The organism is Streptomyces ferrugineus, from assembly GCF_015160855.1.
Lineage (GTDB): Bacteria > Actinomycetota > Actinomycetes > Streptomycetales > Streptomycetaceae > Streptomyces > Streptomyces ferrugineus.
Genome location: NZ_CP063373.1, coordinates 5,749,444 through 5,768,351 on the forward strand (window position 1 = coordinate 5,749,444; position 18,908 = coordinate 5,768,351).

General features: G+C 71.9%; 15 protein-coding genes. 5 read left to right on the forward strand and 10 right to left on the reverse strand.

The window, feature by feature from the left end; translation table 11 throughout:
- Positions 1-58: 58 nt before the first annotated feature.
- Complete coding sequence (locus tag IM697_RS45760) at positions 59-712, reverse strand: chaplin (protein ID WP_194038521.1); 654 nt, start codon at positions 710-712, stop codon at positions 59-61.
- Positions 713-983: 271 nt separating this feature from the next.
- On the opposite strand from IM697_RS45760, the gene IM697_RS25995 reads away from it, so the two are divergent.
- Positions 984-2,570: an alpha/beta hydrolase gene (locus IM697_RS25995; RefSeq protein ID WP_194038522.1), complete on the forward strand. Its 1,587-nt coding sequence runs from the start codon at positions 984-986 to the stop codon at positions 2,568-2,570.
- 65 nt (positions 2,571-2,635) lie between these two features.
- Positions 2,636-3,733 (forward strand): baeRF3 domain-containing protein, encoded by a 1,098-nt coding sequence (locus tag IM697_RS26000; protein WP_194038523.1) that lies wholly within the window; start codon positions 2,636-2,638, stop codon positions 3,731-3,733.
- A 48-nt stretch (positions 3,734-3,781) separates the two neighbouring features.
- On the opposite strand, the gene IM697_RS26005 is transcribed toward IM697_RS26000, so the two are convergent.
- Positions 3,782-4,195 carry an SsgA family sporulation/cell division regulator gene (locus tag IM697_RS26005; RefSeq protein WP_194038524.1) on the reverse strand — a complete coding sequence of 138 codons (414 nt, stop codon included), beginning with the start codon at positions 4,193-4,195 and terminating at the stop codon, positions 3,782-3,784.
- 430 nt (positions 4,196-4,625) lie between these two features.
- Here IM697_RS26005 and IM697_RS26010 point away from each other — a divergent pair, with 430 nt between their 5' ends.
- Positions 4,626-6,023, forward strand: a complete 1,398-nt coding sequence (locus tag IM697_RS26010; protein WP_194038525.1) for a PP2C family protein-serine/threonine phosphatase — start codon at positions 4,626-4,628, stop codon at positions 6,021-6,023.
- Positions 6,024-6,033: 10 nt separating this feature from the next.
- On the opposite strand, the gene IM697_RS26015 is transcribed toward IM697_RS26010, so the two are convergent.
- Entirely contained in the window at positions 6,034-7,527 is a 1,494-nt protein-coding gene (locus IM697_RS26015; protein WP_194038526.1) for a DNA-binding protein NsdB, read from the reverse strand.
- A 234-nt stretch (positions 7,528-7,761) separates the two neighbouring features.
- Here IM697_RS26015 and IM697_RS26020 point away from each other — a divergent pair, with 234 nt between their 5' ends.
- Together IM697_RS26020 and IM697_RS26025 are read left to right on the forward strand one after the other, a co-directional pair.
- On the forward strand, positions 7,762-8,904 hold the full coding sequence (locus IM697_RS26020) for an aminoglycoside phosphotransferase family protein (RefSeq protein WP_194038527.1): 1,143 nt from the start codon (positions 7,762-7,764) through the stop codon (positions 8,902-8,904).
- A 242-nt stretch (positions 8,905-9,146) separates the two neighbouring features.
- Positions 9,147-11,066 (forward strand): N-acetylmuramoyl-L-alanine amidase, encoded by a 1,920-nt coding sequence (locus tag IM697_RS26025; protein ID WP_194038528.1) that lies wholly within the window; start codon positions 9,147-9,149, stop codon positions 11,064-11,066.
- Between the two features lie 3 nt (positions 11,067-11,069).
- Here IM697_RS26025 and IM697_RS26030 read toward each other — a convergent pair whose 3' ends face one another.
- From IM697_RS26030 to IM697_RS26060, 7 genes are all read right to left on the reverse strand, one after another.
- Complete coding sequence (locus tag IM697_RS26030; RefSeq protein ID WP_407699551.1) at positions 11,070-13,403, reverse strand: glycoside hydrolase family 95 protein; 2,334 nt, start codon at positions 13,401-13,403, stop codon at positions 11,070-11,072.
- A 134-nt stretch (positions 13,404-13,537) separates the two neighbouring features.
- A complete protein-coding gene (locus tag IM697_RS26035; protein WP_194038530.1) occupies positions 13,538-14,035 on the reverse strand; it encodes a hypothetical protein in 498 nt (165 codons plus the stop codon).
- A 329-nt stretch (positions 14,036-14,364) separates the two neighbouring features.
- On the reverse strand, positions 14,365-15,270 hold the full coding sequence (locus IM697_RS26040; RefSeq protein WP_194038531.1) for a universal stress protein: 906 nt from the start codon (positions 15,268-15,270) through the stop codon (positions 14,365-14,367).
- A 143-nt stretch (positions 15,271-15,413) separates the two neighbouring features.
- Entirely contained in the window at positions 15,414-15,656 is a 243-nt protein-coding gene (locus IM697_RS26045) for a DUF397 domain-containing protein (protein ID WP_194038532.1), read from the reverse strand.
- A gap of 94 nt (positions 15,657-15,750) precedes the next feature.
- Complete coding sequence (locus IM697_RS26050; protein ID WP_194038533.1) at positions 15,751-16,917, reverse strand: thiolase domain-containing protein; 1,167 nt, start codon at positions 16,915-16,917, stop codon at positions 15,751-15,753.
- Positions 16,914-17,963, reverse strand: coding sequence for a thiolase domain-containing protein (locus IM697_RS26055; RefSeq protein WP_194038534.1), 1,050 nt, complete (start codon positions 17,961-17,963; stop codon positions 16,914-16,916). Before IM697_RS26055 ends, IM697_RS26050 begins: the two co-directional genes overlap by 4 nt.
- Entirely contained in the window at positions 17,960-18,901 is a 942-nt protein-coding gene (locus IM697_RS26060; RefSeq protein WP_194038535.1) for a Zn-ribbon domain-containing OB-fold protein, read from the reverse strand. The genes IM697_RS26055 and IM697_RS26060 overlap by 4 nt, the downstream gene beginning before the upstream one ends.
- Positions 18,902-18,908: the final 7 nt, after the last annotated feature.

Genomic DNA, 18,908 nt, shown 5'->3' on the forward strand with positions numbered 1-18,908 from the left:
GCAAAGGCCCCACCGTCGTCTGCCGGTGGGGCCTGCCGTACCGCGTGCGCGACGCGGGTCAGCGCACCGCCTTGGGGCGGAAGCGGCGGTACAGGACGACCCCGCCCAGGGCGAGAGCGGCGGCGCCCGCCACGGTGGGGAGGGTCTGGTCCGCTCCGGTGTGGGCGAGGGCGGCCCTGGGCCCGTGCGGCACGTGCGCGGGCGGCACCGGCCGCGGGTGCCGGGCCCGCGGTGCGGACGGCTTCGGATCGGGCCGCGTGGTGGCGGGGGGCTGCTTGCCGGGGCCGTTCACCGACTCGTTGCCGATCGCCGCGTTGCCGACGCCGACGACGTTGACGCTGTTGCCGCTGACGTTCACCGGGAGGTGCACCGGGAGCTGCACGACATTGCCGGACCCGACGCCGGGCGAATCCTTTCCGCTCCCGTCGGCCGACGCCCCGCCGTCCGACGCGCCGCCCGGCTTGGCCTCACCGTCCTCGTTGGCGCACTTGTTACCGACGGCGGGGTTCAGCAGCCCCACCACGTTCACGGTGTTCCCGCACACGTTCACCGGGACGTGCGCCGGGAGCTGGACGGTGTTGCCGGAGAGCACGCCGGGCGAGTCGGCCGCGGCGCCGTCCGCCGCGGAGTCGGCGTACGCGGGCATCGTCACGGCCATCGCGCCCGAGGCGGCAGCAATGGCGATCACACCGTTTCGGGTAACCCGTCTCATAGGTTCCCTGCCTTCCAGACATGGTCGCGGGCACTCGCCCGCATCGGATAAAACGCAGGTGAACCATTCGAGTTATGGCTTATCGGCCTTTCACCCCATCGAGTGGCACGCTTGTCGAACTAGTGGCAAAAACGCCCGATAGGAACACAAGGGGCGCAGGATACGGCCGCTTCGCCGGTCCCGCACGTCCGGAGGCGTGCCTTCCGGGGCCCGCCTATCGTGATCGAGGACGCCGATTCCCGGTCCCGCGACGGGCGTCCTGGAGGCATCCATGCTGGCCAAGCTGTCAACGCGGCCCATGCTGCGGCGCTGCGCGGTCACCGGCGCGGTCGGTCTCGCCCTGCTCGGCACGGCCCTGCCGGCCGGCACGGACAGCCCGGAGGCCGACCTGACCCGCTTCTACCGGCAGAAGATCACCTGGGCCAGGTGCCCGGGCGAGGGCCTGCCGAAGGATCTCCAGTGCGGCAAGGTCACCGTCCCCCTCGACTACGCCCACCCACGCGCCGGCACCCTCGACCTGGCGCTCGCCCGCTACCGGGCGACCGGCGACAAGCGGGGCTCGGTGCTGCTGAACTTCGGCGGGCCGGGCGGCCCCGGCGTCCCCGAGTTCATGACCGGCGCCAAGGACTTCATGGAGCTGACGGACAACTACGACATCGTGACCTTCGATCCGCGCGGCGTCGGCAGGTCCTCGCCGGTCAGCTGCGGGGACGGAAAGGAGGACATCGAGATCCCGGACGACAGCACCGAACTCGGCCGCGACCCGCAGTCCGTCCTGAAGCGGTTGCGCAAGGCGGCCGCGACCTGTGCCCGCCACTCCGGCCCCGTGCTGCCCCACATAGGCACCGTCAACGCCTCGCGCGACATGGACGTGATGCGCCAGGCCCTCGGCGACGACAAGCTCAACTACCTGGGTTTCTCGTACGGGACGCGGCTGGGCGCGGTGTACGCGGCCCAGTTCCCCGAGAAGGTCGGCCGGTTGGTGCTCGACGGCGTGGACACCCTGACCGAGCCGCTGACCGAGCAGGGCGTGGCGGGCGCGCGGGGACAGCAGAAGGCGCTGGACGAGTTCATCGACTGGTGCGTGAAGGACATCGCCTGTCCGTTCGGACAGGATGCTCGCGAGGCCCGCAAGCAGGTGGTACGGCTCGTCGACTCGCTGGACGCGGATCCCGTGCCGTCGGCGTTCGGCGAGCCCTTCACCGGGCAGGACCTGGTCGGCGCCCTGGGACAGGCGCTCTACAGCGAGGAGTTGTGGCCGTCCCTGGAGCGCGCCCTGGCCTCGCTGGTGGAGGACGGCGACACGCACGCCATCGAGACGTTCACGGGCGGCGGTGCGGCGCCCGCGCGCCGCGAGGAGACCGACGAGCCGCACGACGGCGGGCTGGTGGACGAGGAGGACGTCCCCCTCGACAACATGCCCGCCGCGCTGATGGCGATCAACTGCGCGGACGACCCCGACCGCCCCACCGGCCGGCAGATCATCGACGACCTCGACCGGCTGCGCGCCGAGTACGACCAGGCGTCGCCGGTCTTCGGCCCGTACCGGCTCAGCGGGGTGCTGATGTGCTACGGCCGCCCCAGGGGCACGGACTTCATACGCGACGAGGTCAAGGACGTGGCCACGCCGAAGATGCTTCTCGTGGGCACCCGGGGCGACCCGGCGACGCCGTACCGCTGGACCGTGGAGACGGCCGGCCGCCTCGGCTCCTCGGCCGTGGTCCTGGACAACAAGGGCAGCGGGCACACCGGGTACTCCTCCTCCAAGTGCGTGCACGGCAAGGTCGACACCTTCCTGCTGTACGGCACGCTGCCGCCCGACGGCAGCTCCTGCGGGCCGGAGGACGACGATGAGTAAGCCCGGGCCGAAGTGATGGGATTGCCCCTAATGCCCGATCGGCGAATCGGTCCTATCGTGCTGTTATGGAGCACGCACTCAGTCCCACGACCCTCACCGAGCTGCGGCGCCCGCGCCCCTATCCGGCCGTGTCGGTGCTGACGCCGACGCATCGCCGAGAGCCCTATCGAACCCAGGACCAGGTCCGGCTGCGCAATGTCGTGGCCGAGGCCAAGAAGCAGCTGGAGGCCGATCCGTCGGTCACCCGCGAGCGCCGGACCGACGTCGAGCGCCAGCTCGACCAGGCCCTCGCCGAGGTCGATCTCACCTACGCCGAGGACGGTCTGGTGATCTTCGCGGCCCCCGGTGAGCACCAGGTGTGGTCGCTCGCCCGCACGGTGCCCGAGCGCGTGGTGCTCTCGGACACCTTTCTGACCCGCCACCTGGTCTCCGCGCAGGCCGCCGAGCGGCCCTACTGGGTCCTGTCGATCTCCGCGGACCGCGTCGCCCTGTGGAACGGCACCCTCGACCGCATCACCGAGGCCCGTATGGGCGGCTTCCCGCTGACCCGGCGCGTGGAGAACTTCGACGCCGAGCGCCGCGAGCAGATCGGCGACACGCCGAGCACGTTCCGCGACGAGGGCACCCGCCACTTCCTCAAGGACGCCGACTCGGCCATGAGCACGATCCTGCGGCGCGATCCGCGGCCGCTCTACGTCACCGGCGAACAGGCGGCGCTGTCCCTGCTGGACGAGATCGGCGGCGCCACCAGGATCGCGGTGCACATCCCGCACGGCGGGCTCGCGCACGGCACGCACGAGGCGGTGTGGCAGGCCGTCGGGCCGCGGATCACCGCCGAGATCCGCGAGAACACCGACGCCGTCCTGCGCGAACTCGAATCCGCCCATGGCCGCAAGGCGTTCGCGGCCGGTCTCGACGAACTCTGGCGCAGCGCCCGCGAGGGACGCGTACGGCTGCTGGCCGTCGAGGAGAACTACCGGGCGACCGTACGCGGCGAGGAAGGCGGCCATCTGATCCCCGCGGTGAGCGGCGACCTCGACGCCCGCGAGGACATCGTGGACGAGATCGTCGAGCAGTGCCTGGAGACCGGCGCCGAGGTCCGTTTCGTGCCGGACGGCACGCTGAGCGACTCCAGGGGGATCGCGGGAGTGCTGCGGTACTGACGCCGGGGCGTCGAGGAGGCGGCACCGCGGCGGCTCGCCGCCTCCTCCTCACACGCCGCCGAACAGCGCGCTCAGCCCTCGCTCCACGACCGCCTCCAGGTCCTCCTCGCCGGCCGCGACCACGGCGTACGTCCGCAGCAGGAAGCGGTGGAGCGCGGAGGTGTCGAACTGGAGCAGCGCCATGCCGTGGGGCGAGTGCAGCTCCACGACCGTCCGCTCCTGGCCGCACGGCCAGATGTGCACGTCCCCGTCGCCCGCCGGGCCGCGCAGCCCCGCCTCCAGCAGGCCGCGCGCGAAGGTCCAGGTGGCGCCCTGGCCGTCGAGCGAGACATCGCCCGGGAAGTCGACGTAGACCGCCAGCGGGTCCGTGGAGGCGTACCGCAGCGTGGCCGGTACCGGGATCTCCCGCTCCTCGCCGGTGATGAGACGGGCGCGGGCGGGCTGCTCGAGGGCGATGTCCATGGGCGGTCTCCCCTGCGGGTCGGCGGTCGGACGGTTTTGCCGCTGTGCTTTTACGACTCCGCAGGTGCCCTTCGCATTACACCGACGTGCACGTCAATTTTGTGAGCTGCATCACCCCAGATGGGTGCAACCGAACGATCGAGGGCCACTTTCGCCACACCCCTGGAACACGCGGCCCTCGAACATGCGCATGAGGGCCGTTCGATCGCCGCGAAGGGCCATCAAATCCCGTACGCCGACTACGACTTGATCCCCTCGGCCACGTACACAATTCGCGTGACTCGACCGCCCGGAGAAGACTCTGGCATATGCCAGACGCACCACCGCAACGGGTGTTGCCAAATCCCTTACAGGGCGTCGCGGGCTGTGCAACAGTCGTAACGGTCCTTCCGTCAGCCTTGGTCGTACCGTCCCCGCCTCGGAGTGCGTCATGCCGCCCCATGTCTCTGCGGACCACCCCGCCGCCCAGCCGCCCGGGCGCGGCTCGGTCGACGCGCTCATATCGCAGACGCGACGGCTCAAGGGCGATGTCGACGCCGTGCGGCGGGACACCCGGAGCGACGGTTCGGATCCGCGGGAGCGGTGGCAGCGAGCGCTGTGCGACCTCGCGCTGCACCAGCTCAACGACCTGGACGAGCACCTCGGGCAGCTCCGCGAAGGCCCGCCCGCCACACCGTCGGCGCCCGCGCCCCGGAGCGGATCGCTGCTCAGCCGGGTCGGCAGCGCGGAGTGGAACCTGCTGACGGACGAGGCCGGTTGGTCCGGCGAGCTCTACCAGATCCTGGGCCGCGACCCCGCGTCGGCGCCGCTCAGCCTCGACGAGCTGCCGTCCGTGGTGCTCGAGGAGGACCGGCCGAAGCTGACGGCGATGGTCACCGGCTGCCTGGTCGACGCCAAGCCCATCGACGGGGAGTTCCGGATCGTACGGCCGGACGGCGAGGCCCGGACCGTGCACATGATGGGCGAACCCGTGCTCGACTCTGACGGAAGCACCGCCTCGATGTGGGCCGTGCTACGGGACGTCAGCGAACTGCGCCGAAGCCAACGCGCCGTGAGTGAGACCCGTGACTCGCTCCAGCGCCACCGGCACCTGGCACAGACCGAGCACCGGCTCGCGGTCGAGTTGCAGGAAGCTGTGCTGCCGCCGTGGCGCGGCTCCCTGCGACTCCCGCACCAAGGCCCCGAGACACTCGACCTCGCGGCCCACCACCTGCCGTCGTCGACGAGCGCACTGATCGGCGGCCACTGGTACGACGCACTCGAACTGGCCGACGGCGAGACGCTGTTGAGCGTCGGCGACCTCACCGGCCACGGAGTCGCCGTGACCTCCGGCATGGCGACCCTGCTGGGCGCCGTACGCGGCATGGCGATGGCCGGCACCCAGCCGGGGCAACTGATGTCCTGGCTCAACCAGTTACTCGACGCCACCGTCCAGCCCGCCCTCGGCAGCGCCGTGTGCTGCCGCTACCGCCCCGACACCCGCACCCTGACCTGGGCGCAGGCCGGACACCCCGCCCCGCTGCTGTTCCGCGACGGGACGGGGCGCAGGCTGAACGCGCCGGACGGCGTCCTGCTCGGTGCCTCCTCGGGGGCCGAGTACGCCCAGGCCGAGGAGACCCTCGAAGTGGGCGACCTGCTGCTGCTGCACACCGACGGACTGGTGCCGGGGCACAGCGGAGCGGACTCGGTGAGCCTCCTCCTCGGCCTGGGCCCCCGCCTCGGCGAGACAGACACGGCACAGGACTGTGTACGGCTGGTCGTGGACGAGTTCGGTGAGAGTGAGCGCGCGGACGACGCCTGCGTGCTCGTGGCCAGGGTGGTGTCCTAGGGGAAGTCCCCTATGCCGGTGCGCTGTCGCCGCCCGGCCGCTTCGCCTTGGGCAGCGCCAACCGGATCTCCTCCCGCAGTTCATGGATCTTCGGGTAGCTGGAGTACTCGGCGGTGAGCCGGTACATCTGGCGCAGCCGGTCCCAGGTGCGGCCGGACGAGTTCTGCCCCATCGACACCAGGGCGAGCCGGGCGAAACTGTCCGCCTGTTCGGGGTCGTCGGCGATGAAGCAGGCGGAGGCCATGGACAGGAAGTCGAAGATCTTCGACCGTTCCTGCGCGTCGACGCGCAGCGCCAGGGCCCGCTCCGCGTAGTGCTGGGCGTGCACGGCGGCGCCCGGCTCGAACTCCGCCAGTGTGCGGTAGGACAGGGCCTGCATGCCGTACAGGTCCGCCTCGTTGAACAGTTGCATCCAGCTCGGCGGCGGCACGTCGCCCTTGTCGGAGACGAACAGGTCCTCCGCCTGTCCGAGGGTGCGGCGCATGGCCTGGCTCTTGCCCTGGGACGCCTGTGCCCAGGCCTCGATGGTGTGGAACATGGCCCTGGTGCGCGGCAGCACCTCGTCGCCGGAGCCGGACTGGGCCAGTTTCATGAGGTCGAGTGCGTCGTCGGGCCGGCCGAGGTGCACCATCTGGCGAGCCGCTCGGGAGAGCGCCTCCCCGGCGCGGGGCCGGTCGCCGCCCTCCCGGGCCGCGTGGGCGGCGATGACGAAGTACTTCTGGGCCGTGGGCTCCAGGCCGACGTCGTGCGACATCCAGCCCGCGAGAACGGCGAGGTTGGCGGCGACGCCCCACAGGCGCCGCTGGAGATGTTCGGGGTGATGGTAGGCGAGCATGCCGCCCACCTCGTTGAGCTGGCCCACGACTGCCTTGCGTTGCAGCCCGCCGCCGCGGGCCGCGTCCCAGGCCCGGAACACCTCTACCGAGCGCTCCAGTTCCTCGATCTCCTGCGACCCGATGGGAGCGGCCTCGTAGCGGTCGAACCCGGCCGGGTCGGCGTGCAGGGGGTCGTCGAACTGGGGGGCGTCGGCCTTGAGGGCCGGGTCGGTGTGCAGCCAGTCGTGCATGGCGCTGCTGAGTGCGGATCCCGCGGCGAGCGCGGCACCCGCGCCCACCAAGCCGCGTCGGTTGAGCATGAGGTCCATTCCCGTGAATTCGGTGAGGACCGCAGCCGTCCGCTCGGGCGCCCACGGCACACCGTCGGGATGCTCCACACTCCCGCCGTCCTGCCGTTTCCCCGCACGCCCGTGCCGGACCAGACCGAGGTCCTCGATGGTCACGACACGGCCGAGACGCTCGGTGAACAGGGCCACCAGTACCCGCGGCACCGGATCGCGCGGGATCTCTCCCATGTCGATCCACCGCCGCACCCGCGAGGTGTCGGTCGCCAGCTGGGGGTGGCCCATGGCCGCCGCCTGCCGGTTGACCAGCCTCGCGAGCTCACCCTTGGACCAGCCGGCCAGGCCGAACAGGTCCGCCAGGCGGGTGTTGGGTTCTCCGCTCACTTCAAGCCCCCAGGTTCTCGGCTGAGTTGACAGTAGCCCCGCGAGAGTTGCCTCGGGACTATTCGCCAGGGTTCGCCAGGGTGCGCCAGATGGTGTGCCACTGCGCATCGGGTGTCAGGTAGGAACGCGCCACCCCGACCCGGTTCGCCGAGGGACATTCCCCAGGGTGCACCCGGGCGACCGGATCGGGCAGCGCTTTGACGTCGCAGGCACACGAAGGGATCTGTCTCTCCCATGTACGCAGCATCGTCCTCCGTGTCCGCCCCGCCCCGGTCGCTGCGTGCCCGCCCGGCGGGCGGCGGCCCCTACCTCGCCCCCGCGCGGCCGGCGGCCACCCCTGTACTCGGTGCGGGCCGACCGCCGCGCGCCGCGGGGCTCGGCACCCAACCGCTCAGCGGGAGACTCGACTTGTCCGGCCCCCAGGGCGCCCAGCTGCGTTCGGCGATCGCGTCGGTGCACCGGATCTGCCCGGAGTTCGCGCCGGTCCAGGTGCTGCGCCGCAGTGGGCGATCCGTGCTCCTGGTCGGCACGACCGGGCGCAGCACGGCCGTCGCCAAGTGTTTACTGGATCACTCGCCGGCCTGGGCCGAGCGGATCCGGCACGAAATAGCGGCATACCGCTCGTTCGTCCGGCACCGCCCCCCGGTGCGGGTGCCGAGACTGATCGCGGCGGATCCGGACAACGGCGTCCTCGTCATCGAGCGGATGCCGGGCCGGGTGGCGGCCCTGCAGCGGCACCCGGCCGAGGTGCCACCGCGCGCGGACATCAGGGCGGCACTCGGCGCGATCTGCCGGCTCAACACCTGGCGGCCGCCGGCGGGCACCTTCGACGCGCCGTTGGACTACGCCGCCCGGATCTCCCGGTATCACGAGCTGGGGCTGCTCACCGACCGGGACATGGGCGATCTGCAGAAGCTGCTGCACGGCATCGCGGCGAGCGCGGGCCGGCACGGCATGGGCCAGTTCTGCCACGGCGACGCGTTGCTGTCGAACATCCTGCTCTCACCGGCCGGTCCAGTGCTGGTGGACTGGGAGCACGCGGGCTGGTACCTGCCGGGCTACGACCTGGCGACGCTGTGGTCGGTGCTCGGGGACGCGCCGGTGGCCCGGCGGCAGATCAGCCAGATCGCCCAGACAGCGGGTCCGGCGTCGCGGGACGCGTTCCTGGTGAACCTGATGCTGGTGCTGACCCGTGAGATCCGTACCTACGAGACGGCCGTGCAGCGTTCGATGCACGACGCGACCCCGGCGGCACCGGGAGTGGCCCACCCGGGTGCTGCGCCGTCCGGCGAGGAACAGCGGCTGCTGCTGAGGCGGCTGCACGACGACTGTCAGCTGGCCCGGCGGGCCGTGCGCGCGGCGGTCGGCACTCGCTGACGGGGACGGTGGCCCGCGGTACGCCCTTGGCGTACCGCGGGCCTTCGTGTGTGCGGCCATCGGGGTACGCCTCTGACACCCCGCAGGCCAGGACGCCGTCACCACGAAACTCCCGGGGACGCCGGTGACGAGGGAATTCACCCGCCTCTTGGCATGATTGACGGATCGTCGGACAGCCGGTACCACAGACCCACGCCCGGCCCCGCACGGCTCATCGCGCCCGACCGTCCCAGGAGGCTGCATTGCGAGGATCCGTCACCGCCCTGGCCGCCGCGGCACTGCTGCTCCCTCTGCTCGGCGCGGCCCCGTCCGACACCCGGAACTCCGAGCACGGCCTCCAGTCGGCCTTCGCCTCCGCCGCCGCCGAGTACCACGTGCCGCAGAGCGTCCTGCTCGGAGTCTCCTATCTGCAGTCCCGCTGGGACGCGCACGGCGGGGCGGCCAGCGTGACCGGCGGCTACGGCCCGATGCACCTCACCGACGCCCGCACCGCGCTCGCCGAGGCCGACTCGCACCACGGCGACGGCTCGGAGGACCCGCGCGGCGACAGCGCCCGCCCGGCCCTGACCCCGAAGGCGAAACCGCCGAAGTCCTCCGAGGTCCCGGCCCGCCTCAGGACGCTGCCGAAGGCGGCCGAGCTGACCGGGCTGAGCCGCAGGCAACTGCGTACGGACCCGGCCGCCAACGTGGCCGGCGGCGCCGCGCTGCTCGCCGCCGCGCAGCGGGAGCTGGGCCGCCCGCTCAGCTCCGACCCGGCGGACTGGTACGGCGCGGTGGCCCGGTTCTCCGGGGCCGACGACACGGCGACGGCCGCGGCGTACGCGAACGACGTCTACGCCGTGCTGCGCACCGGGCAGGAACGCGAGACGGACTCCGGCCAGCTCGTGGCCCTGGCCGCCCAGCCGGACCTCTCCCCCGACACCGCGCAGTTGCGGCGGGCGGGGCTGCGCACGCTCGACGCCACGGAGACCGAGTGCCCGCCGACGGTGTCCTGCGAGTGGGTCCCGGCGCCGTACGAGGAGTTCGGGGAGGGCGACTACGGCAATCACGACCTGGGCGGTCGTCCGGCCTCGCAGCGCATCGAGTACATCGTCATCCATGACACGGAGGGCGCCTGGGACGGTGTCCTCAACATGGTGCAGGACCCCACCTATGTGTCGTGGCAATACACCCTGCGCTCCACCGATGGTCACATCGCGCAGCATGTGAAGGCCAAGGACGTGGCCTGGCACGCGGGCAACTGGTACATCAACGCCAAGTCGATCGGCCTGGAGCACGAGGGCTTCCTGGCGCGGCCGGACGCCTGGTACACGGAGGCGATGTACCGGTCCTCGGCGCGCCTGGTCCGCTACCTCGCCAAGAAGTACGGCATCCCGTTGGACCGACAGCACATCCTCGGCCATGACACCGTGCCGGGTCCGACCGCGTCGACGATCAGCGGTATGCACACCGACCCGGGCCCGTACTGGGACTGGCGGCACTACTTCGAGCTGCTCGGCCGCCCCCTCGTACCCACCGCCGGCCCGAACGGCGGCCTGGTGACGATCCGCCCCGACTACGCCACCAACCGGCCCGAGTACACGGGCTGTGTCACCGCCGGCCGGCCCTGCGCGGACCACGGTTCGAGCGCGGTGCGGCTGTACTCCGGTCCCGGTGAGTCGTATCCCCTGATCAAGGACATCGGCCTGGGTTCCACCCCGTCCAAGGGCGTCAACGACCTGTCGTCGCGGGTCTCGACCGGGCAGCAGTACGCGGTCGCCGGCCGGGACGGTGACTGGACGGCGATCTGGTACCTGGGCCAGAAGGCGTGGTTCAGGAACCCGAGGAAGAACCCGACCGCGGTGAACGCGGCGGGGCAGGTGGTGACGCCGAAGGCCGGCCTGACGAGCGTCCCGGTGTACGGGCGCGCCTATCCCGAGGCCGCCGCCTATCCGGAGGGCGTCCCGGCGCAGACGGTGTCGGCGCTGCCGTACACCTTGCCGGCCGGCCAGCGGTACGCGGTGGGCGGCAAGGTGCCGGGCGAGTACTACTACGCGGTGACCTTCGACGAGGCCTCGCACCGGGTCGTGACCGGCAAGGACCTGTACTACGAGATCCAGTTCGGTCATCGGGTGGGGTATGTGCGGGCGGCCGACGTGCGGGTGGTGCCCTCCGGCTCGTAGGGGTCAGTCCGTCGCCTCCCAGGTGTAGCGCCGCCCCGCGACCGCCTTGAAGGTCAGCCGCCCGTCCTCGAACAGATCACTGCTCATGGTGAGTTCACGGGTGCGTGTCGCCTCGACGACGATGCGGGTCGCCCGTCGGTCCGCCCACTCGATGTCGAGGACGGCGCCGCCGCGGGCGCGCAGGCCGCGCACCGAGCCGGCCGGCCAGGCGGCGGGCAGGGCGGGAAGTACCTCGATGACGTCGAACTGGCTCTGCAGGAGCATCTCCACGACTCCGGAGGTGGCGCCGAAGTTGCCGTCGATCTGGAACGGCGGGTGGGTGTCCCAGAGGTTGGGCAGGGTGGAGGACCTGAGCTGTTCGCGGAGCATCCGGTGGGCGTGGTCGCCGTCGCGCAGCCGGGCCCAGAAGTTGATCTTCCAGGCCTTGGACCAGCCGGTGCCACCGTCTCCGCGTGCGGTCAGGGAGACCTTGGCGGCGTCCGCCCACTTGCTGCCGGGTTCGATCCGCCGCCCGGGGTGCAGGGCGAACAGATGCGAGACATGCCGATGGGTGTCGGCGGGGTCGTCCAAGTCCTGCTTCCATTCCTGGAGTTGGCCCCAGGAACCGATGTGCAGGCCCGGGTCGAGCCGGGTCAGCGCCTCCTCGACGCGGCGACGGAACTCGGGCGTGTCGCCCAGGATCCGGGCCGCTTCGAGGGTGTTGGTCAGCAGGTCGTGCACGATCTGCTGCGACATGGCGGCGCCGGCCGTGAAGTCGCCGTGCTCGGGTGAGTAGCTGGGGGTGACGACGAGGGTTCCGTCGCGCGGGTCGGTGCGCAGGTTGTCGAGCCAGAACTCGGCGGCCTCCTTCATGACCGGGTACGCGGTGCCGCGCAGGTAGTCGGTGGAGCCGCCGAATCTGTAGTGCTCGTACATCTGCTGGGTGAGCCAGGCCGCCGCTTCGGGGAACCAGAACGCGGTCGCCCAGTCGTGCACTCCGGTGAAGCCGTAGGGGTTGGTCTCGTTGTGCACCACCCAGCCGCGCGAGCCGAACATCTCCTGTGCCGTACGGCGTCCGGGCGCTCGCAGGGCCTCGACGAAGCGGTCGTAGGGCGCCGTGGTCTCGGCGAGGTTGGCGGCCTCGGCGGGCCAGTAGTTCATCTGGAGGTTGATGTTGGTGTGGTAGTCCGCCGACCAGGGGGGTGTGGTGCTGTTGTTCCAGACGCCCTGGAGGTTGGCGGGCAGGGATCCGGGGCGTGAGGAGGCGATGAGCAGGTAGCGGCCGTACTGGAAGTAGAGGGCCTCCAGGGCGCGGTCCGCGGCGCTCGTCCCGCCGGTGTAGTCGGCCAGGAGTCGGTCCGTGGGGACGTCCGCGGGCAGTGACTGGCCGATGTCGAGGCCGACACGGCCGAAGAGGGCTCGGTGGTCGCGGACGTGCCGGACGAGCAGGGACTGGTAGCGGTCGCCCGCTTCGCCCACGGCGCGGCTGACGGCGGCGTGCGGATCCGGGCCGCGGTAGTCGGGGTAAGTGTCGGCGTAGTCCGTTCCGGCGGCCAGGACGAACCAGGCGCTGTCGGCGCCGGTCACGGTGAGGGTGCCGTCGGCGCCGGAGGTCACGGTGCCGCCCTGGGCGCGCACCCGGACCTGCGCCTCGAAGCGCAGGCCGTTGTCGGCGAGCGTGCCGCGCACGGTGAGGGTGCCGTCGGCGGCGGTGGCGGTGTGGTCGGCGCGCGGCGAGGTGTAGCGCAGGGTGAAGGTGACGTTGCCGGGCCGGTCGGCCGCGAGCCGTCCGACGATCACGCCGTCGGGGTGAGAGGCGAAGAAGTCCCTTTGGTGGCGCGTGCCTTGGTGGGTGTGGACGACCGTGGCGACGGCGTTGTCGAGGTCCAGCTCGCGCCGGTAGTCCGCCGGCGGTGTCGTCGGCGCGCCGGGCAGGTCGAGGTGGAGGTCGCCGAAGGTCTGGTGGGCGCCGTAGCCGGCCCTTGGCTGGCCGAGCCGGTCGGCCACCGTCTCGGGGTCGAGGGCGGTCCGCGCGTCGAGGTCGTCCTGTACGGCGGTGATCGCGCCGGGGCGGGGTGCGCGCCAGTTGCCGTGGTCGTAGCCCTGGACGGAGCCGGGGCCGCCGGTCCAGAGCGTCTTCTCGTTGAACTGGAGCCGTTCGGAGGCGAGCGTGCCGAACACCATGGCACCGAGGGCGCCGTTGCCGATGGGCAGGGCTTCGCGTTCCCAGTCGGCGGCCGGGGTGGCGTACCAGAGAACCGATGATCTCCTCGACACATCGGAGGAATCAGCGGCGGCAGCCTCTGCGGCTCCGGCTCCGAGGGCAAGCCCTCCGACCCCTCCGACCGCTGCTGTCAAGGTGGTCCTTCGAGTGATCCCATGAGGCTCATACGACATGACCCCTGACGCTAGAGATCCGATGACTCTGCGACAAGGGTCATGACAAGACGAGCGGGCAGCGCGCTGCGCGGGGACGGCGGCGCGGGGGCGACTCAGCCCTGCTGGAAGAGCTCCGCCGGCAGCGGCTTCAGGAGGGCGTACAGGTCGTCGGTGATGGGGCGGTCCCAGGCGGCGATGGTGACCAGGACGTTGTCGCTGCGGTCGAACTGGACGCAGGAGATCCGGCTCTCGGAGAGCTTCAGCCGGCGCACGATCAGGAGGTTGTCGCCCTGCATCACGGGCACGTCCTCGCTGCCGACGACCGTGATCTCCTCGTCGTTGTCCAGCGCCAGCAGCAGCTGCGCGACCTCGAACGGGATCTCGCCCTCCGGCACCTCGCGGGCCGGGGAGCCCTCGGGCAGGTTGCCGATGATCATCGCCGGACCGCGGCCGCCGAACAGGTCGTAACGCAGGAAGACGCCCTGGCAGCTGCCGTCGGGAGCGGGCAGCAGACCGGCACCCAGATTGCCGGGCCAGTCGCCCGGGTCCATGGCCAGTACGTCGAAGTCGGGCCCGGCGGGCGTGGCGCTGCGGCGGCGGAGGAACGACATGTCGCCATGGTACGTGGCCGGGCGTGTTCCGTGACGTGAGGGCAGAGGTTGGAGCGCTGCTCCGGGGGTGACACCCCGGGCCCCGGATGCTGCGACGGCGGTCCTCCCGCGCCGGCACATCCCGTTGCCCGTCGGCAGCGGGCGCCCTACGGCCGCGATCATGCCGCTCCACGCCGTGGGCGACGTGCCCGTGCTGAAGCCGTGTCCCGGGGGCCGCCGCCCGGGACGCCGAGGCCGAGGGCCGCGTCCTGTCCCGCCGCCAGGGCCTGCCGCACGTGTACAGCAACCCCCTTGGTCCCTACGGGAGTTGGGGGAGACGGCGCGTGCCCTCACTCCTCCGGCGGCGTGGGCGGCACCACCGCCACCGGGCTCGCGGCGTGCAGCAGGACCGCCTGGGTGACCGAGCCCATCATGCGGGCGGGGGCCAGCAGGCGGCGCCGGTGGCGGCCCACGACGACCAGGGTCGCGTCCTTGGAGGCGGCGACCAGGTGGCCGGCCGCGTCGCCGGGGGCCACGTGGGGCTCGGCGCGGACCTCGGGGTGGCGTTCGCGGTACGGGGCGAGGAAGCCTTCCGCGAGGGTGCGGGTCTCGGCCTCGATGGCGTCCTGGTCGGCGAACGGCGGCACGGCCTGGGCGGTGGTCGCCGTCCACAGGTGCAGCGGCCAGGCGTAGGCGGCGACGACCTGGAGCCGGGCGCCGCGCCGGGCGGCCTCGGCGAAGGCGAAGGACAGCGTGGCCTCGTCGGGGCTGTCGACCTGGAGGCCGACGACGACGCGGGGGCCCGGTTCGATCGGCATGTCGCCGTGCACCTGGCGCCCGGGCTTGGGCACGACCACGACCGGGCACTCGGCGTCGCGTGCGGCGGTCATGCCGCTGGAGCCGAGCAGCAGGCCGACGAAGCCGCCCCTGCCCCGGCTGCCCAGCACCAGCAGCTGGGCGTTGGAGCCCTGTTCGGGCAGCGCCGCACCGGGCGCCCCGGCCAGGGCGAGGTACTCCGTCACCGGCCGCTCGACGCGCCCGGCCAGATACCGGCGTACGGCGCCGATCACCGGATCGGCCTCGGTGTCCGGGTGCCCGGCGGGCAGGATCTCGGCGCCCACCCAGGCGACGTACTGCTGCACGTGGACCACCCGCAGCGGCGCCTCGCGCAGCAGGGCGGCGTCGAAGGCCCAGTCCAGGGCGACGAGGCTGTCGTCCGAACCGTCGACCGCAGCGATGACCGGCAGGGTGCTCATGGGTTCCTCACCTCCGGGAGACGACCTTCTCCGCTACCGGGCCAGCCTGGCTCAGGCAGCGGCCCCGGCGGGGTTCTCGAGGTCGCGTGTCCGGAAAAACGGGCGGAACACACCCGGAACGGCCCGTCAGACCGCGCGCGTGATCACGTGAGGTCGAACTCCCCCTCCCGTGCTCCCGACACGAAGGCGCCCCACTCGGCGGGCGTGAAGATGAGGGAAGGGCTCTCCGGGCGGCCGCTGTTGCGCATCGCGATGAATCCCTCGACAAAGGCGATCTGGACATCCCCCAGGCCACGGCTGCTGGAGTGCCACTCGGCGTTGCTGAGGTCCAGCTCGGGCTTGTCCCAGCCTGCGAGCGGCTGCTGCTGGATGGTGGTCTCGGCCACGTCCGTGCTCCTCCCGATTGCGTCGTCCGCGGTCAGCCTAGCGATCGACCTCAACCGCCAACAGGCCACGTGAGGGGGACCTTTGCGGAGACTTTCACGCATCCGGGGGTTCGGACCCCACCAGCCACATCGAGAAGAACTGCGATCCGCCGCCGTAGGCGTGTCCGAGCACCTTCCTGGCCCGCTCCACCTGGTGTTCCCCGGCCTGTCCCCGCACCTGGAGCGCCGCCTCCGCGAAGCGGATCATGCCGGAGGCGCCGATGGGGTTGGTGGACAGGACACCGCCCGACATGTTGACGGGCAGATCGCCGTCCAGCTCGGTCACCCCGGACTCGGTGAGCTTCCAGCCCTCGCCCTCGGCGGCGAAGCCGAGGTTCTCCAGCCACATGGGCTCGTACCAGGAGAACGGCACGTACATCTCGACGGCGTCGATGTCCCGGCGTGGGTCGGCGACCCCCGCCTGCCGGTAGACGTCGGCCGCGCAGTCCTTGCCGGCCTGCGGAGACACCGCGTCCTTGCCCGCGAACAGGGTGGGCTCGCTGCGCATGGCGCCGCCGAGCATCCAGGCGGGCGGCCGGGGCGCGCGGGCGGCTCCGGCGCGGTCGGTGAGGATCATCGCGCAGGCGCCGTCGGAGGAGGGGCAGGTCTCCGAGTAGCGGATCGGGTCCCACAGCATGGGCGAGGCCTGGACCTTCTCCAGGGTGATGTCGTGCTCGTGGAGGTGCGCGTAGGGGTTCTTGAGCGCGTTGCGCCGGTCCTTGTACGCCACCAGGGAGCCGACCGTGTCGGGCGCGCCGCTGCGCCGCATGTACGCGCGTACGTGCGGGGCGAAGAACCCGCCCGCCCCGGCCAGCAGGGGTTGCTGGAAGGGGATCGGCAGGGACAGTCCCCACATGGCGTTGGACTCGGACTGTTTCTCGAAGGCGAGCGTCAGCACGGTGCCGTGGACGCGGGCCGCGACCAGGTTGGCGGCGACGAGGGCGGTGGATCCGCCGACGGAGCCGGCCGTGTGCACCCGGAGCATGGGCTTGCCCACCGCGCCGAGCGCGTCGGCGAGGTACAGCTCCGGCATCATCACGCCCTCGAAGAAGTCGGGCGCCTTGCCGATGACTACGGCGTCGACGTCCGCCCAGGTCAGTTCGGCGTCGTCGAGCGCCCTGCGGGCGGCCTCCCGGACGAGCCCGGCGATCGACACGTCCCGGCGCGCCGCGACGTGCTTGGTCTGGCCGATCCCTGTGACGGCCACGGGCTCCTTGCTCATCGCGGATCCCCTTCGAGTACGGCGACCAGGTTCTGTTGCAGACAGGGGCCGGACGTGGCGTGCGCGAGCGCCCGGTCGGACTCGCCCCGCTGGATCCGGGCGGCGGCCTCTCCGATGCGGATGAGCCCGGCGGCCATGACGGGGTTGGCGGCGAGCGCCCCGCCGGAGGGGTTGACGCGCACGCCGTCGTCGAGCCCCAGCGCCTTGCGCAGGACGACCTCCTGCGAGGTGAACGGGGCGTGCAGCTCGGCGGTGTCGACGGGCCGTTCGAACGCGCCCGCCCGCTCGGCGGCGAGGCGGGTCGAGGGCGAGTCGGTCAGATCGCGCACGCCGAGGCTGTGCGCCTCGATGCGGTGGTCGACACCCCGGATCCAGGCGGGCCGGTCGCACAGCTCACGGGCCCGCTCCCCCGCCGCGAGGACCACGGCGGCGGCTCCGTCGCCGATGGGCGGGCAGTCGCCGGTACGCAGCGGTCGTACGACGTAGTCCCCGTGCGCCACCGAACCGCGCAGCTGGGCATGGGAGTTGGCGGTGGCGTCGGTGCGGCTGCGGGCGGCGACCGCCGCGAGGGCGGGTTCGTCGGTGTCGCCGGCGTCGATGAGGGCCTGGGCCTGGAGGGCGGCCAGGGCCACGGAGTCGGGCCAGAGGGGGGCGACGTAGTAGGGGTCGAGCTGGCGGGTGAGGACGTCGCGCAGCGGGCCGGGCGAGGACTTGCCGTAGGAGTAGACGAGCGCGGTGTCGGCGTCCCCGGTCAGCAGCTTGGTCCACGCCTCGTACAGCGCCCACGCGCCGTCCATCTCGACGTGCGACTCGGAGATCGGCGGCCAGGCGCCGACGCCGTCGAGGGCGAGGGTGAAGGAGAAGGCGCGGCCGGCGAGGTAGTCGCTGGAGCCGGAGCAGGTGAAGCCGATGTCGGCGGTCTTCAGGCCGGTCTGCGCGAGCACCTCGTGCAGTACGGGCATGAGCATCTCCACCTCGGAGAACTCCTCGCTGGTGCGCCGGTGGTCGGTCTGGGCGAAGGCGACGACGGCGATCTCGCGGTTCACAGCAGCTCCCGGTAGGTGTCGTAGTCCGCGTCGGGCTCGCCCGTGGGCCGGTAGTGGTCGGGGTAGCGGGCGCCTTCCGTCCACACCGGCTCGACCCGCAGGCCCATGCGCACCTGGTCGTAGGGGATGCCGCCGATGCGGCCGTGCAGGGCGAGGCCGGCGCCGTCGAGGGCGATGTGGGCGTAGACGTACGGCACTTCGATGTCGAGGTTCTTCGCCTTGATGTTGACGATGCAGAAGGTGGTGACCGTGCCGTGGGGACCTACCTCGACCTGTTCCGATGTGGCCACCCCACATGTGGGGCACGCACCCCTCGGTGGCACGTACACCTTGTGGCAGGACGGACAGCGTTCGCCGACGTTGCGGTGTTCGGCCAGGGCGTTGATGTACGCGCTCTGGGCCCGGCCGGGTGAGTAGGTGTAGTCGAGGCGGGCGGGGGCGACGATGCCGGTGATCGGGTCCTCGAACTCCCTGTCGGCGCCGGTGGGCTGGGCCGGATCGCCGTCGTACGGCTCGAAGCAGGCGATGTCCGTGATGGCGCCGGTGCGCTCCTCGGCCCAGCGGACGCGGACGCGCATTCCGGTGTGCACGGCGTGGGGGCCGGGGGCGTCGAGGGCGTGCAGGAGGGCGGTGTCGGCGCCGTCGAGGCGGACCAGGGCCCAGGCGAAGGGGGTGTCGAGGGGCTGGTCGCGGCGGGGGGCGTGGTTCCAGGCCCAGGTGGTGACCGTGCCGGTGGGGGCGACCTCGACCAGGTCGCGGATCTCCTCGGCGGTGACGGGGTCGTACTCGACGGGCGGGACGAGGGTGCGGCCGTCGCCGGTGCGCACCCCGAGCACGACGCGTTCGCGCAGGCCGGTGAGGAAGGCGCTCTGCACGGGGCCGAGGGAACGGGTGAAGGGGAACTCGACGGCCAAGGGGGCTTTGAGGACTTCCGGCACGGTGGTC